The organism is Vibrio sp. SCSIO 43135 (assembly GCF_023716665.1).
Taxonomy (GTDB): domain Bacteria; phylum Pseudomonadota; class Gammaproteobacteria; order Enterobacterales; family Vibrionaceae; genus Vibrio; species Vibrio paucivorans.
On sequence record NZ_CP071859.1, the window covers coordinates 513,368 to 528,682 of the forward strand.

At 44.5% G+C, this 15,315-nt stretch carries 16 protein-coding genes; 9 read left to right on the forward strand and 7 right to left on the reverse strand.

The features are described 5' to 3' along the window. Position 1 precedes the first annotated feature (1 nt). Complete coding sequence (parC, locus tag J4N42_RS02460; RefSeq protein ID WP_252029491.1) at positions 2 to 2,275, forward strand: DNA topoisomerase IV subunit A; 2,274 nt, start codon at positions 2 to 4, stop codon at positions 2,273 to 2,275. Positions 2,276 to 2,333: 58 nt separating this feature from the next. Here the strand turns inward: parC and degS are convergent, their stop codons facing one another. From degS to zapG, 3 genes are all read right to left on the reverse strand, one after another. Beyond that, positions 2,334 to 3,395: an outer membrane-stress sensor serine endopeptidase DegS gene (gene degS / locus J4N42_RS02465; RefSeq protein ID WP_252030770.1), complete on the reverse strand. Its 1,062-nt coding sequence runs from the start codon at positions 3,393 to 3,395 to the stop codon at positions 2,334 to 2,336. 142 nt (positions 3,396 to 3,537) lie between these two features. Continuing rightward, a complete protein-coding gene (locus J4N42_RS02470; RefSeq protein ID WP_252029492.1) occupies positions 3,538 to 4,905 on the reverse strand; it encodes a DegQ family serine endoprotease in 1,368 nt (455 codons plus the stop codon). Positions 4,906 to 5,014: 109 nt separating this feature from the next. After that, a complete protein-coding gene (gene zapG, locus J4N42_RS02475; RefSeq protein WP_252029493.1) occupies positions 5,015 to 5,461 on the reverse strand; it encodes a Z-ring associated protein ZapG in 447 nt (148 codons plus the stop codon). 131 nt (positions 5,462 to 5,592) lie between these two features. Here zapG and zapE point away from each other — a divergent pair, with 131 nt between their 5' ends. The 8 genes from zapE to sspB all read left to right on the forward strand — a co-directional run bounded on the left by zapE (position 5,593) and on the right by sspB (position 11,931). Then, the gene (gene zapE / locus J4N42_RS02480) at positions 5,593 to 6,696 is read left to right on the forward strand and encodes a cell division protein ZapE (RefSeq protein ID WP_252029494.1); all 1,104 of its coding nucleotides are present in this window, start codon (positions 5,593 to 5,595) and stop codon (positions 6,694 to 6,696) included. Between the two features lie 243 nt (positions 6,697 to 6,939). After that, positions 6,940 to 7,368: a 50S ribosomal protein L13 gene (rplM, locus tag J4N42_RS02485; RefSeq protein WP_252029495.1), complete on the forward strand. Its 429-nt coding sequence runs from the start codon at positions 6,940 to 6,942 to the stop codon at positions 7,366 to 7,368. 15 nt (positions 7,369 to 7,383) lie between these two features. Then, on the forward strand, positions 7,384 to 7,776 hold the full coding sequence (rpsI, locus tag J4N42_RS02490) for a 30S ribosomal protein S9 (RefSeq protein WP_252029496.1): 393 nt from the start codon (positions 7,384 to 7,386) through the stop codon (positions 7,774 to 7,776). Between the two features lie 326 nt (positions 7,777 to 8,102). After that, positions 8,103 to 8,696 (forward strand): ubiquinol-cytochrome c reductase iron-sulfur subunit, encoded by a 594-nt coding sequence (gene petA, locus J4N42_RS02495; protein WP_252029497.1) that lies wholly within the window; start codon positions 8,103 to 8,105, stop codon positions 8,694 to 8,696. After that, entirely contained in the window at positions 8,696 to 9,961 is a 1,266-nt protein-coding gene (locus J4N42_RS02500; protein ID WP_252029498.1) for a cytochrome b, read from the forward strand. Before petA ends, J4N42_RS02500 begins: the two co-directional genes overlap by 1 nt. Further along, positions 9,958 to 10,695: a cytochrome c1 gene (locus tag J4N42_RS02505; RefSeq protein WP_252029500.1), complete on the forward strand. Its 738-nt coding sequence runs from the start codon at positions 9,958 to 9,960 to the stop codon at positions 10,693 to 10,695. The genes J4N42_RS02500 and J4N42_RS02505 overlap by 4 nt, the downstream gene beginning before the upstream one ends. A gap of 98 nt (positions 10,696 to 10,793) precedes the next feature. Then, positions 10,794 to 11,429, forward strand: a complete 636-nt coding sequence (gene sspA, locus J4N42_RS02510) for a stringent starvation protein SspA (protein ID WP_252029502.1) — start codon at positions 10,794 to 10,796, stop codon at positions 11,427 to 11,429. A 10-nt stretch (positions 11,430 to 11,439) separates the two neighbouring features. After that, the gene (gene sspB / locus J4N42_RS02515) at positions 11,440 to 11,931 is read left to right on the forward strand and encodes a ClpXP protease specificity-enhancing factor (protein WP_252029504.1); all 492 of its coding nucleotides are present in this window, start codon (positions 11,440 to 11,442) and stop codon (positions 11,929 to 11,931) included. Positions 11,932 to 11,977: 46 nt separating this feature from the next. Here sspB and J4N42_RS02520 read toward each other — a convergent pair whose 3' ends face one another. The 4 genes from J4N42_RS02520 to J4N42_RS02535 are packed head-to-tail and all read right to left on the reverse strand — an operon-like array spanning position 11,978 to position 15,286. After that, a complete protein-coding gene (locus J4N42_RS02520) occupies positions 11,978 to 12,529 on the reverse strand; it encodes a BON domain-containing protein (RefSeq protein ID WP_252029506.1) in 552 nt (183 codons plus the stop codon). A 2-nt stretch (positions 12,530 to 12,531) separates the two neighbouring features. Continuing rightward, complete coding sequence (locus tag J4N42_RS02525) at positions 12,532 to 13,122, reverse strand: phosphoheptose isomerase (RefSeq protein WP_252029508.1); 591 nt, start codon at positions 13,120 to 13,122, stop codon at positions 12,532 to 12,534. 3 nt (positions 13,123 to 13,125) lie between these two features. Further along, the gene (locus J4N42_RS02530; protein ID WP_252029509.1) at positions 13,126 to 13,494 is read right to left on the reverse strand and encodes a YraN family protein; all 369 of its coding nucleotides are present in this window, start codon (positions 13,492 to 13,494) and stop codon (positions 13,126 to 13,128) included. Then, positions 13,481 to 15,286, reverse strand: a complete 1,806-nt coding sequence (locus tag J4N42_RS02535) for a penicillin-binding protein activator (RefSeq protein WP_252029511.1) — start codon at positions 15,284 to 15,286, stop codon at positions 13,481 to 13,483. The genes J4N42_RS02530 and J4N42_RS02535 overlap by 14 nt, the downstream gene beginning before the upstream one ends. Positions 15,287 to 15,315: the final 29 nt, after the last annotated feature.

The window sequence follows — 15,315 nt, forward strand, 5'->3', positions numbered from 1 at the left end:
AATGTCGACAGAAATTACCTATGATGGCGTTGAACAGCTGCCTATGCGCAGGTTCACCGAAGATGCCTACCTCAATTACTCTATGTACGTCATCATGGACCGTGCGTTGCCATATATTGGTGACGGTTTAAAGCCGGTTCAGCGACGTATTATTTATGCAATGTCGGAGCTTGGTCTTTCAGCCGCTGCGAAATACAAAAAATCTGCACGTACCGTTGGTGACGTTCTGGGTAAGTATCACCCACACGGTGACTCAGCGTGTTACGAAGCCATGGTATTAATGGCCCAGCCTTTCTCATATCGCTACCCATTGGTTGATGGCCAAGGTAACTGGGGTGCACCAGATGATCCTAAGTCATTTGCTGCGATGCGTTATACCGAAGCAAAACTATCTAAGTTTGCTGAGGTACTGCTCGGTGAATTAGGTCAAGGCACGGTTGAGTGGCAACCAAACTTTGATGGCACAATGAAAGAGCCACAAATGTTACCAGCTCGCTTACCTCATATCTTACTCAATGGTGTGACAGGTATTGCGGTTGGTATGGCAACGGATATTCCTCCACACAATGTGAGAGAAGTAGCCGATGCGACCATCCACTTAATCGATAATCCGAAATCAGAACTTCCAGATGTGATGGAATTTGTTCAAGGGCCGGATTATCCGACTGAAGCAGAAATCATTTCTCCAAAGTCGGACATTGAAAAGATTTATCGCACTGGCCGTGGCAGCATCAAGATGCGCGCAGTCTGGCATAAAGAAGGTTCTGACATCGTTATCACCTCGCTACCTCACCAAGTGTCTGGTGCGAAACTGCTAGAGCAAATTGCTAACCAAATGCGAGCCAAAAAGCTGCCAATGGTTGATGACTTGCGTGATGAATCTGATCACGAGAACCCGACTCGAATTGTGGTAGTGCCACGTTCGAATCGAATCGATTGCGATCAGTTGATGAACCACCTCTTTGCTTCTACTGATTTAGAGAAAAGCTTCCGCGTTAACTTGAACATGATCGGTCTAGACAACCGACCTCAAGTAAAAGGTTTAGTACAGATTCTATCGGAGTGGATTGAATTCCGTCGTACAACCGTTCGTCGTCGTTTACAGCACCGTTTAGATAAAGTGCTTGCTCGCCTACATATCTTAGAAGGCTTGTTGGTTGCTTACTTAAACCTTGATGAAGTCATTGAAATAATTCGTACTGAAGACGACCCTAAAGCTGTGCTTATGGAACGATTCGGTATTACTGATATTCAAGCTGATGCCATTTTGGATACTAAACTTCGTCATCTTGCTAAGTTAGAAGAGATGAAGATCCGTGGTGAGCAAGATGAGCTGGAAAAAGAGCGCGAAAAACTTGAATTGCTGCTTGGTTCTGAGCGTCGTTTAAATACGCTGCTGAAGAAAGAGATTAAAGCCGATGCAGAGAAGTATGGCGATGACCGTCGCTCTCCGTTAGTAGAAAGAGCGGAAGCGAAAGCGCTAACAGAGCGCGACTTGGTGCCAAGTGAACCTATTACGGTTGTGCTTTCTGAGAAAGGTTGGATTCGTCATGCTAAAGGGCATGAGGTTGATGCAGAAGGCTTGAACTACAAGTCGGGTGATAAGTATATGGCTCATGCTCGAGGTAAGAGCAATCAACAAGCTGTATTCCTTGGTAGTGATGGTCGAAGTTACTCACTTGAGTCTCATTCGTTGCCGTCGGCACGTAGTCAAGGTGAGCCTATTACTGGCCGTTTAAACATCAGTGCTGGAACCAGTATTCGCCAAGTGATTATGGGCGAAGAAGAGCAACTATGGTTAGTGGGTTCCGATGCGGGTTATGGCTTTGTATGTAAAGGCTCAGACTTACTGTCTAAAAACCGCAGTGGTAAAGCTCTAGTGAACCTACCTCAAAGCTCAGAGATCATGGCTCCAGATGCTATTACGGATTTAGATAGTGATGAAATCTTAGCGATTACTAACCAAGGTAGAATGTTGTTGTTCCCAATTAAAGACTTACCTCAATTAAGTAAAGGTAAGGGGAACAAGATCATTAATATCCCTGCAGCGAAAGCGAAAGAGCGTGAGGAATTTGTTTCTCACCTAATAGCGTTACCACAAGGTGTCTCAATTACGCTATATGCTGGTAAGAGAAAGTTAGGGTTAAAACCTGCAGACTTGGAGAACTTCCGTGGTGAGCGAGGACGTCGTGGTGCTTTATTACCGAGAGGGCTACAAAGAGTTACTCGCATTGAAATCGATGCTGATTCAGCGCCTGACGTTGAAGCAGAATAAACGCTAGATAAAAATAAACCCCGCTACATATAGCGGGGTTTATTTTTTGTGAAGAAGTTTAGCGTGTGTCTTCAGCAATCGTAACTGGGAGTGTCATCTCTTCTCCCTTACGTAGAACCAAAACATCGACGGTGGTACCAGGCCTTAGATTTGTGACAATATCTAATACACTTTGTCGACCATTCACTTTTTGTCCATCAATCTTCAAGATAATGTCTCTTTCCTCGAACCCTGCCTCTGCACCAGGGCCTTGTGGGTCGACACCTAGAACAATAATTCCGCCGACATGTTCACTACCGAGTAAGCGAGATGTTACTGAATTGATATCCTGTCCGTCTAAACCTATGTAACCACGAATCACTCGGCCATCTGCGATGATTTTTTCCATAATTTTATTGGCCAGAGGGAAAGGTATTGCAAAAGAGATCCCGTACGTTTCTAGTTCTGTTGCTTGCTGGAAAGACGCAGTATTAATACCAACAAGCTCACCTTGAGTGTTTACCAGAGCACCACCAGAGTTACCTTCGTTGATCGCTGCGTCAGTCTGAATGAAGGCTTGTCTGCCATCCATGCTGATAGAAGAGCGACCTGTCGCAGAGATAATTCCAAAGGTCGTGGTTTGTCCTAGGTTATATGGGTTACCAATAGCCAAAACAACGTCGCCAACTTTGGCACTATAGTTGGGGTTGAGCGGAATGACAGGTAGGTTATCACCTTCGACCCGTAAAATTGCAATGTCAGTACGGCGGTCTTTTCCGACTAATTGCGCGGCAGCGACTCGGCCATCTTGAAGTGCGACTACAATTTGATCTGCTTGAGCCACTACGTGGTAGTTCGTGATGATGTAGCCTTTCTCACTAACAATAACTCCAGAACCTAGGCCTTGTGTAGAAAGCTTGGAACGATCGCTCTGAGAGTACTTACGGCTATATATGTTGACGACCGCAGGAGCTGCTTTACGTACCGCATTATTAAATGAAATCTGTAAGGAAGCACCGTCGTTGACTGTACTTGTGGCCTCATTTGGCAAGATATTGGTGCGCAAGGAAGGTAGTGCGACGAGTAGTAGAGCCGCGGTGGCAAGCCCCAAGACTACTGAACGCAACAAGAATTTCAGCATAGTTTCCCCAAAGTCGACGACAAAGCTCATCCTTTAAGTGCTTAAAACTAAAGCACCAAAACCCGAAGCATAGCATTAGAGCTCAAAATAATAAAAGGGCAGCCTATAAACAGGTTGCCCTTTACTAACTCGCTCGCGTTTTTTAGCGGATAACGAGGTAGATGGTTCTGTCGCCACGTTGGATATTTAGTGCAAGTATGCCAGGCTTCTTATCAATTATAGCTCTGAAGTCGGCAAGGTTTTTCACACGTTTACGGTTAACGCCGATGATAATATCGTTAGCTTCAAGTTGGTATGCTTGAGCATTTGAACCGTCTTCCACTGATGTCACTTTTACCCCTTGTACTTTATCGCTGTCGGTAGTGTTAGTGAGTTCAGCTCCAGCAAGGCCCTCATGCAATTTGTCGGCTGAGGTTTTATTGGTAAGTTGTTCGCCAAGAGTGACGTCGAACGTTTTTGATTTACCATCGCGAATCACGCCTAAGGTGATTTCTTTACCTGCTCCTAAGGTCGCGACCTTGGCTCTTAACTCGCCAAAGGTATTTATTTTCTTACCGTTAATTGAAACGATAATATCTCCGGCTTCAAGGCCTGCTTCGTCAGCAGCACTGTCTGGAACTACTTGGCTAACAAAGGCCCCTTTACTTGATTCATAACCTAATGCTTCAGCTAGCTCCGAAGTGATTTCTCCACCTTGAACGCCAAGCATGCCGCGTTTTACTTCACCAAACTCTTTGATTTGCTCTGTGAGGTTCTTCATCATATTTGAAGGAATGGCAAAGCCAATACCAACGTTGCCGCCATTTGGACCTAAAATAGCGGTATTAATACCAATGAGTTCACCATTTAAGTTGACTAGTGCACCACCCGAGTTACCGCTGTTTATTGCGGCATCAGTTTGAATAAAGTTTTCGAAATTTTCTAAATTTAGTCCGCTGCGACCAAGTGCAGAAACTATGCCTGACGTTACGGTTTGGCCCAACCCAAATGGATTACCAATCGCTACGGTGAAATCACCGACACGTAATTTGTCAGAGTCCGCTACGCTGATTTGGGTAAGGTTCTTAGCGGTTTCAAGTTTGAGTAGTGCGATGTCCGAAAGCTGATCGCCACCGATCAGTTCAGCATCATATTCTCTGCCATCATGCAGTTTTACTCGGATTTTCTCAGCACCGTTTATTACGTGATAGTTTGTAACAATATGGCCTTTCTTCGCATCAATGATGACACCTGACCCCAACCCTCTAAACGGACGTTCTTGTACTTGCTCTGATGGAAAATCTGGACCAAAGAAGTAGCGAAACTGTTCTGGAAGTTGCTGGCGAGAAACCTGTGTGCCTTCCACTGCAATGCTAACAACGGCGGGCGTTACTTTCTCAAGCATTGGAGCAAGGCTAGGAAGCTGTTGGCCATCTACTGAAAGGGGGAGAGTAGCAGAGGCTTGAATGGGGGTGATGAGGCTACTTAAGCTTAACGATAGAACGGTTAAAGCAAGCAAAGGTTTTTTCATCGAATAACTCCTATGTGGTGTTTAACCGACCTAGGCGCATTGTTGAATGCTAAAAAGTCGGTGCCAGTGAGAGTTATGACTTAAAAACCTTTGCAAAGTTCCTAACTGGTTAGGATGCTTTCGCCGTTACGACTTCTGCGGAGTCGATAATTTCTTTCTGATGCTCTTTTAAAAGGCCAGTAGAACCGCTCGCATAATCTTTAGGTGCTTGTTCGATGCTATTCTCGACGGTGTCTTGAGATTCATCGATTTTTTGCGGGATCTTATTTGCAAAAGGATTATCTTGGTCGGGTAGGTTAGGTAAGAGCTCAGAAGAGGTCTTAGCCATATGTTGATAAAGCTTGGTGTAATCTTTACCAAGAGTTTCTAGCATTTCAGCAGTTTGAGCGAAGTGGTCGGTCAGCTCTTGACGTTGTTGTTCAAGAGAGTATTTTGCTGCGTCGAGTTCTTTTTGAACCGATTTTTGTTTCTTGTAGTCAGGAGTAGTTAGGCGACAAATAATCACTCCAAGCACAGCACCGATTAGTAAGCCAACAATGGCGTAAATCCAAGGCATAATTGCTCCTTATCGTTGTAATTTAACATGTGTGTTACCGAGTGGTTACACATGTTCAAGCCTCATGGTACTATGAGATTCTGAGTCAATAAAGAAAAATACGTCTGTTCTGTTTAGCGGGTAATGCTGTCGTGACACCTAAAGAAAAATATCAAAACGATCTACTCACACTTGGTTTCCAGCGCGATGAGGCACAAGCTAATGCAGTGAATGCGCTTGATAATCTATACCATCAATTGGTTGATTATTTTAATGCACCAGTTCCTAATGTAAGTCGTTGGAAAAAGTTGCTTGGTAAGAAGCCAGATATGCCAGTCGCACCAAAGGGGCTCTATTTTTGGGGGGGCGTAGGCAGGGGGAAAACCTACTTGATGGATTCTTTTTATGACGCACTGCCAACGCAAAAGAAAATGCGAGTGCATTTTCACCGCTTTATGTATCGAGTGCATGATGAACTCACGGCTTTAGGGGATGTGAGTGATCCACTGGAGTTAGTGGCGGACAAGTTCAAATCTGAAACAGAGATCATTTGCTTTGATGAGTTCTTTGTATCGGATATTACAGACGCCATGATCCTTGGGACTTTATTCCAAGCCTTGTTTGCTCGAGGGATTGTATTGGTCGCTACATCTAATATTCCACCTCACGACTTATATCGAAATGGTTTGCAGCGCGCTCGATTCTTGCCGGCTATTAAGCTCATCGAAACCAATTGTGTGGTGATGAACGTGGATAGTGGGGTTGATTACCGCCTTAGAACGCTAGAACAAGCTGAAATCTACCACTACCCATTAGACGAAGCGGCAACCAGTAATTTGTTCAGCTACTATTCCCAACTTGCTGGAGAGGGGAAAGCGAAAGAAACGTCGATCGAAATTAACCACCGCGAGATTGAAGTTGTCGAAGCATGTGACGGTGTTTTACATGCAACTTTTGAGCAGCTTTGTCAAAGTGCTCGCAGTCAAAATGATTACATTGAAATGTCGCGTATTTATCACACGGTTTTATTGGCAGACGTAAAGCAAATGAGTGGTGTCATCGACGATGCAGCAAGGCGATTTATCGCTTTGGTCGATGAATTTTATGAGCGTAACGTTAAGTTAATTATTTCTGCTGAGGTGGCGTTAGAAGCACTATATACCTCAGGGCAGTTAGAATTTGAATTTAAGCGATGCCAGTCACGTTTAATTGAAATGCAAAGTCATGATTACCTAGCGAAAGAGCACTTGGCTTAACCCTTTTTCCGACCTAGGAAGAGTTGAACGAAAAAAATCGTGATTTTGTTCAAAAAGAGGTGATTTTTTCTTCGCTCTTCTCTATAATCCTGCGACCTACCGTTACTGCTGGCCTCTAGTTATAGAGATTTTGTGTAACTATGCCGAGAGTTGCCAACACTCGAAGGGGTGATGAATGGGGCTCTTAGACAGTGGGAACTAACTGTTCCTTAAGTGTAAATTTTTTAATAGGTAATTATTAGCATGAAAACTTTCGTTGCTAAACCAGAAACTGTAAAACGCGACTGGTACGTTGTAGACGCTGAAGGTAAAACTCTAGGTCGTCTTGCAAGTGAAATCGCTTCTCGCCTACGCGGTAAGCACAAAGCTGAATACACTCCACACGTAGACACTGGTGATTACATCATCGTTGTTAACGCGGAGAAAGTTACTGTAACTGGTAACAAGGCTAAAGGTAAGATTTACTACCGTCACACTGAATTCCCTGGTGGTCTAAAATCAATCAGCTTCGAGAAGCTAATTGATCGTAAGCCAGAGATGGCGCTTGAACTAGCTGTTAAAGGTATGTTACCACGTGGTCCTCTTGGCCGTGCTATGTACCGTAAGCTAAAAGTTTACGCTGGTACTGAGCACAACCATGCTGCTCAACAACCAACTGTACTAGACATCTAATTGGGGATTATGAAAATGGCAGAGAATCAATACTACGGCACTGGCCGTCGCAAAAGCTCAGCAGCTCGTGTTTTCATCAAACCAGGCAGCGGTGAGATCGTAATCAACAAGCGTAGCCTTGATGTTTACTTCGGTCGTCCAACTTCTCGTATGGTTGTTAAGCAACCTCTAGAGCTAGTTGAACTAACTGAGAAACTAGACCTTTACATCACTGTTAAAGGTGGTGGTATTTCTGGTCAAGCAGGTGCTATCCGTCACGGTATCACTCGCGCACTAATGGAATACGATGAGTCTCTACGTCCTGCTCTACGTGCAGCTGGTTACGTTACTCGCGACGCTCGTTGCGTTGAGCGTAAGAAAGTTGGTCTACGTAAAGCACGTCGTCGTCCACAGTTCTCTAAGCGTTAATCTTCAATTCGAAGATTACGCTCCAGTTTCGACTGGATTGTGGTTCAAAAGCCTGGCAAATATGCCAGGCTTTTTTGTTTTCTACGGCAAACAAAATCCCGCCCCCATTAATATTTCGTAATCCTTTCTTTTAATTATGTCCCTTTTGTGACCTAACGAGCGAATTGCTTTATGGATGTTACAAAAAGGTAGCTTTATCTTGTCAAAAAGTAGGGTTTTATTTATCATTTGCCATCAAATAAATACAACTAAATTCGTATTTTGTTAGCCATGCTCTGTAAGCGGAATAACAATAATCCAAAAGGAGCAAATGGGAGAATGTTTGGATGAGCAATGCGCCTTTAAATAACGGTCGCAGACGTTTCTTAACCGCAACAACAGCTGTTGTTGGTGGTTTAGGTGCGGCTGCGGTTGCCGTGCCTTTTATTAAATCTTGGAACCCAAGTGAAAAAGCGAAAGCTGCCGGTGCCCCTGTTGAAGTTGACGTCAGTAAACTTGAAGAAGGGCAAATGGTTCGTGTTGAGTGGCGAGGTAAACCTGTATGGGTTGTACGTCGTGCTCAGTCTGTTGTTGATGGTCTTAAAGAGCTGGATGGAAAATTACGCGATCCGAGCTCTGGTGAAGAACAACAACCAGAATACGCACAAAACGCTTACCGCTCCATTAAGCCAGAGTACTTTGTAGCAGTTGGTATCTGTACTCACCTTGGCTGTTCCCCAACGTACTTACCAGATAGCTTTAGCGAGCAAGTTCAAGGTGTTAGGTCTGGTTTCTTCTGCCCTTGTCATGGCTCTAAGTTTGATATGGCTGGCCGTGTATTCCAAGGCGTTCCAGCTCCACTTAACCTAGTTGTTCCAAAACACATGTACTTGAGTGATACCAAGATCATCATCGGTGTTGACGAAACAGGGGAGGCATAATGCAAGCTGTACTTGATTGGGTAGAAAAACGTCTACCGGCAATGAACGCGTATAAGAAGCACCTTTCTGAGTACCCAATGCCAAAGAACTTTAACTTTTGGTATTTATTTGGCTCGCTAGCGATGCTTGTACTGGTTAACCAAATCCTAACGGGTATTTGGTTGACGATGAACTATGTTCCTTCTGGGGAAGGTGCGTTTGCATCTGTTGAATACATCATGCGTGATGTGGAATACGGGTGGTTACTGCGTTATATGCACTCAACAGGCGCATCTGCGTTTTTCGTTGTTGTTTACCTGCATATGTTCCGTGGTTTGATCTATGGTTCATACCAAAAGCCTCGTGAGTTACTGTGGGTTTTCGGTATGCTGATTTTCCTAGTGCTAATGGCTGAAGCATTCATGGGTTACCTATTACCTTGGGGACAAATGTCTTACTGGGGTGCTCAGGTAATCATTTCGCTGTTTGGTGCGATTCCTGTTATTGGTGATGACCTAACACTATGGATCCGTGGTGACTATGTTATCTCTGGTGCGACACTAAACCGTTTCTTTGCTCTTCACGTAATTGCACTACCAATCGTTCTACTGCTTCTTATTGTGCTGCACGTATTGGCACTACACGAAGTAGGCTCCAACAACCCAGACGGTATTGAAACTAAGCTACCGAAAGGCAAGATGGGCGACGATTACAAGACTCAATTTAAGTTCCACGATTACTACTCTAAGAAGTACGATATCATCGACTCAATTCCATTCCATCCGTACGGTACAGTTAAGGATATGGTAGGTGTTGCTGGCTTCTTGTTCTTCTTCTGTTATGTGCTGTTCTTTAACCCTGAGATGGGCGGCTACTTCCTTGAGCCACCTAACTTTGAAGCAGCGAACCCACTGAAAACACCAGAGCACATTGCTCCTGTTTGGTACTTCACTCCGTTCTACGCAATTCTACGTGCGGTTCCGGATAAGCTACTTGGTGTTGTTGCAATGGGCGCGTCGATTGCAGTGCTATTTATTCTACCGTGGTTAGATCGTTGTAAAGTGCGCTCTTACCGCTACCGTAGCAAATTCCATCTGTTTAACATTATTCAGTTCACCATCAGCTTTATCGCGTTGGGTATTCTTGGTGCGCTTCCAGCAACACCAACATACACACTACTAGCGCAGATCTTTAGCTTAGGTTATTTCATGTTCTTCGTACTACTGTACTTCTACAGTAAGAATGAAGCGACGAAACCATTACCAGAGAGGGTGACATTCAAATGAAAAAATGGATTGTAATTTTATTTGCAATGCTGCCATCTCTTGCAATGGCAGCCGGTGCTAACGTACCACTTGATAAAGCAAACAACGATTTGACTGACCAAGCATCACTTCAAAACGGCGCAAAGCTGTTTATGAACTACTGTTTCGCGTGTCACTCAACTCAGTACCAGCGTTACCAGCGTGTTGCTCGTGATATCGGTATCCCGGATGACCTACTTAAAGAGAACTTGATCTTCGATCCTGAAGCTAAAGTGGGTGATCTAATGGTTAACGCCATCCCGCAGGAATCTGCGGCGAAATGGTTTGGTGCTCCACCACCGGATCTAACATTGGTTGCTCGTGTTCGTGGTACAGACTGGTTGTACACTTACTTGCGCTCATTCTATGAAGATCCATCTCGTCCATTTGGTGTGAACAACGTAGTCTTCCCAAGTGTTGGTATGCCACATGTTCTAGAGGAACTACAAGGTATTCCAAAACCTATCTACGGCACTAAAGTTGTTGAGGGTGAAGAAGTTCAAGTGGTCGTTGGTGTAGAAGCTGACGGTACAGGTGAACTGAACGCAGAAGAATATGACAACGCTGTTCGCGACTTGGTTAACTTCCTTGAGTACTCAGGTGACCCAGTGAAGCTAGAGCGTCATGCACTAGGCTGGTGGGTAATGGCATTCTTAGTGCTATTCACTATTGTTGTTGTGTTGCTTAAGAAAGAGTATTGGCGTGATGTGCACTAATTGTGCTACCATACCGTGCTAATACCTAATTTTTAATGTTTACAATGGAGGCTTAGCCTCCATTGTTTTTTATATCTGTAAGTGTGCTGGAGGGCTCCATGGCTGTAGCTGCCAATAAACGTTCTGTAATGACTCTGTTTTCAAGTGCATCTGATATGTATAGCCATCAGGTTCGTATTGTACTAGCTGAAAAAGGCGTAAGCGTCGAAGTTGAGTTGGTTGATGAGGCAAACCTGCCTGCGGAACTGATTGAGCTAAACCCGTATAAGACAGTACCAACATTAGTTGATCGTGAGCTAGCGCTGTACGACTCAAAAATCATCATGGAATATCTCGATGAGCGTTTTCCTCATCCACCATTGATGCCTGTTTACCCTGTTGCTCGTGGTAACAGCCGCCTAATGATTTACCGTATTGAACGTAACTGGTACTCATTAGCCGAGAAAGTAGTAAAAGGTAACGCTGAAGAATCTGAAAATGCGCGTAACAAGCTTCGCAATGATTTACTAACACTTGCGCCAGTATTTGCTGAGTACGAGTACTTCATGAGTGAAGAGTTCAGTTTGATCGATTGTTACCTAGCTCCGTTACTGTGGCGTTTGCCTCAATTAGGTATCGAGCTGGTAGGCCCAGGTTCAAAAGAGCTTAAAGTTTACATGAACCGCGTATTTGAACGTGATTCATTCCTTGCTTCTTTGACTGAAGCTGAGCGTGAGATGCGCTTATCTCGTTAATGGTTGTTTGATGGATATTTCCAAAATGACACCTCGCCGACCATATATGCTACGTGCATTTTATGATTGGCTGGTTGATAACGATTTAACTCCGCACTTGGTTGTTGATGCAACTATGCCCGGTGTTCGAGTACCGCAAGAGTTCGTTCAGGACGGTCAAATTATCCTGAATGTTGCCCCACGAGCTGTAGGAAATTTAGAACTTGGTAATGAAGCGATTACGTTTAGTGCTCGCTTCAGTGGGCGCCCTCACTCTGTGATAGTTCCTTTGTATGCGGTTCAAGCTATTTACGCCCGTGAGAACGGTGCAGGTACTATGTTTGAACCTGAAGAAGCATATGTTGGTTCGATTGAAGAGGAAGAGCCAAACGAGTCGTTTGAAGAAGATGTGGCTGCTCACTCCCTTTCAAGTATTGAAGGAGAGCCAGAGTTAGAAACAGAAACTTCTGACGATGAGCCTCCAAGGCCTAAAGGCAAGCCGAGCTTACGCGTGGTTAAATAAAAAAAGCAGCGATATCGCTGCTTTTTTTGTGCTTGTTTGTGGCGTGTTAGTTGCTGTACTGGAATGCTCGAACCACTTTTTTTACACCAGATACGTTACGAGCAACCTCTGTCGCGATTTCGGCATGCTCTTGAGATACGTAGCCTAGTAGGAATACTTCACCATCTTCCGTAATTACCTTAACGTTCGCACCACTCAACTCGGATTTAGTCAGCAATGCGGATTTCACTTTAGTGGTTATCCAGCTGTCTTGACTAACGTTACCTACACTCAATGGCGCTTTAATTCGTACTTGATTATGGATGGTTTTGACACCTTTAACTTTACGCGCCTGAGTCTCAAACTCGGTTAGCAACTCTTGTGTTCTCGACTGCCCCATTAGAATCACCGTGCCTTCAAATGAGCTCGCTGTAATACTCACGTTACCACGGTAAGGTGGTTTATTACTTAAACCAGCGACTTCGAAGTCAATATTGTTATCGCTCCAAATTTGGTTCATGCTGCGCGGATCACTGGCTGTGTTTTCAGCGCTAGAGCCCGCACAACCGGCTAATGTTATGAAAATGAGCAGTAAGCTCGATAATTTAAGTATCTTCATAATTACTCTTCGTGGGCTGGAAACAAGACTTGGTCGATTAAATCACACAAGCAATGTAGCGTGACCATATGAACCTCATGAATGCGAGCGGTACGGTGTGATGGGATCCGGATTTCAACATCGTTCTCGCCAAGAAGCCCTGCCATCTCACCACCATCTTTACCGGTAAAGGCGATGATAGTCATATCACGTGTTACTGCCGCTTCCATCGCTTTGATGATGTTTTTACTGTTACCACTGGTGGAAATGGCTAACAGTATGTCACCTGGTTGGCCGAAAGCGCGTACTTGTTTCGAAAAAATCTCTTGGTAGTGGTAGTCGTTTGCGACGGCTGTGAGTGTGGTGTTGTCGGCTGTAAGAGCCATTGCTGGTAAACTTGGACGCTCGGTCTCAAAGCGATTTAAAAGACAAGAAACAAACTGTTGTGCATTGGACGAAGAGCCACCATTGCCGCAGCAAAGGATTTTATTGCCGTTGAGTAAACTGGCAACCATGGCTTGAGCAGCATGGGTAATAGCATCAGGAAGCGCTTCTGCTGCTGCGATTTGAATTTGAATGCTTTCTGTAAAACTGTCTTTAATGCTATCTAGCATTGTTTATCCTTGAGTTATCGCGTTTTTATACCATTCGATTTGTTCACCTTGTTGCTGGATAGCAACGATATCAAATCGGTAATCCGTTGAATGAACTGACAAGCCTTGTTTGAGTAACCATAAGGTCGCAGCTTTAATCAGCTTTTTCATTTTGCTAGCCGTGACGGTTTCTACGGCCAGTCCATGTGTTGTTCGCGCTCGATACTTAACTTCAACGAAGACGATGGTCTCTGCATCCGCCATGATGAGATCGATTTCACCTGCCTTAGTGTTGAAGTTTCTCTCAATAGGTCTAAGACCGCAACCCGTTAAATAGGTTTCGGCTACGGTCTCATAGTGATTGCCAGTACTACGTCGGCTAAATAGCCTCACGTTTCGCCCAGCTAATTTCACGTTGAACAACGCACTGTTCGTCAATACTCAGTACACCTGTTTGGCCTTGAACGGTGTAGTCGGCGACTACCTTCATTTGAGGTAACTCTTCCATCAGCTGATAGGCATCCATCCCTAGAGCTTGTAAGCGTTTCTCTGCGTTAGACCCTTTAGGCCAAAGTGTATCCATCTGAGCTTTTAATGCCATGTCTGGTTGAATCAGCAGAGGAATATCACTGTACTCAACGCCGGTTAGATCTTCGTACTGGGTAGCACTGCTGTTACTACGCGAGTTTGAAAATAGCTTAGGCGGTTGTGTGTCTGGGTTAATTGCGACTTCAATGAATGGTTTGATAAGAGTAAGATCCGAGCTTTTAGCAACAATGTAGACAGAGTCAATGTCACGGCGGCTGCGTGGCATGCTTTCTAGTGACATGTCCATTAAGCTATCCATTTGCGCGATACGTTGCTGGCTTTCTTGTAAACCAAACACCGAGTTGATGTTTCTCTGTAGTTGGCGTTTATCACCGAACAAATTTACGGCCACTTTATTGTCGCTGTGTTTTTTCCATTCCTTATCAAAGGACTCTACAACTCGTTCACCTAATCGTCCTTGTGGAGCGAGTATAAGTGGATACTCAAAACCTTGCTCTGCTAGGTGCTTAGCCGCTTGAGCTACCTCCTGCTCCGGTGATAGGGCTAGGTAACAGGTATTCGTGCCTTCTTCTACTGACTCTGGGATATTTAAAGCTAGTGTTGGAATTGGCTGAGAAAGGTCATCTTGTACCTCTTCAAGCATTTCAACATTTGCCTTGGTTAATGGACCAACCACAAAGTCGATGTTTTTCTCAAGTAACGTAAGCTTTAGCTGATCAGGTGTCAGCTGATTTGTGTCCAAAATAGTCAGCGTTGCTTCTGAGTCTTTTTCGTCATCGTTCATCATAGCCATGATGAACCCATCACGGATTAGCTGAGCTTGCTTAGCGAATTTTCCTGATAGAGGTAGTAGCAAAGCCGTATTGGTTGGCTTAGTGATCTCTAAAGCAAGAATATCTTGGATCGATTGCGGCGTATGTTGAGCGGCTGGGTGATCAGGGTTTTCTGCTAGCCAGTTCTCCAGAGCGTTTTTTAATTGGGGAACATTACTCGCAAGAGTTTTCATATAAACAGCCAGCTGTAACCAGCCATCAAGAATATCTTCTTCTGGTGCGGTATTTAGGGCGGTAATTTCAGATTCGTTGTAGAGGCTGAAATTATCCCATATGAGCGCGGCAGTATCATCTTGCAGTTCTTGGCCTTGGTATTGGCTAAGAGCGACTAGCTCTCGGTTGGCTGAAAAATAACGATGTAATTGAGTATACAGGTCAGCTCTCAACTGGTGATAGTCTTTCCACTGTTCATTTGGCAGGGTCCACTGTGGCTGAAAATTCAGCTGACCGAGTGCCTGGTCATATTGACCATCTAGTTGCAGTAACTCAGCTCGTGCTAACTGCCATTCTGCCTGCTGGATCTCAGATAAGGGTTGCTTAGCGATGCGCTGTGTCAGCCTTTGGGCTAGCTCAAAATCTTGGTTATCGACAGTGGCTTTCAGCGCCATAATCAGCCAATCAGTTTGTAAGCTTCCTTTACTGCTGTCAGCTTGCATTAGGTAAGATTGAGCCGATTTAACCGGATCGAGCGTGATATCTACGTAAGTCGGTGCTGCGGGTTTAGACGAACAAGCAGCCAATGTAATTGCGAGTGCAACAGGAGTTAGTAAGCGTGGTACACTGATTCTCTTATGGTTCTTCATAGCCATGAGTTCTTAACTTGTAAGTGTAA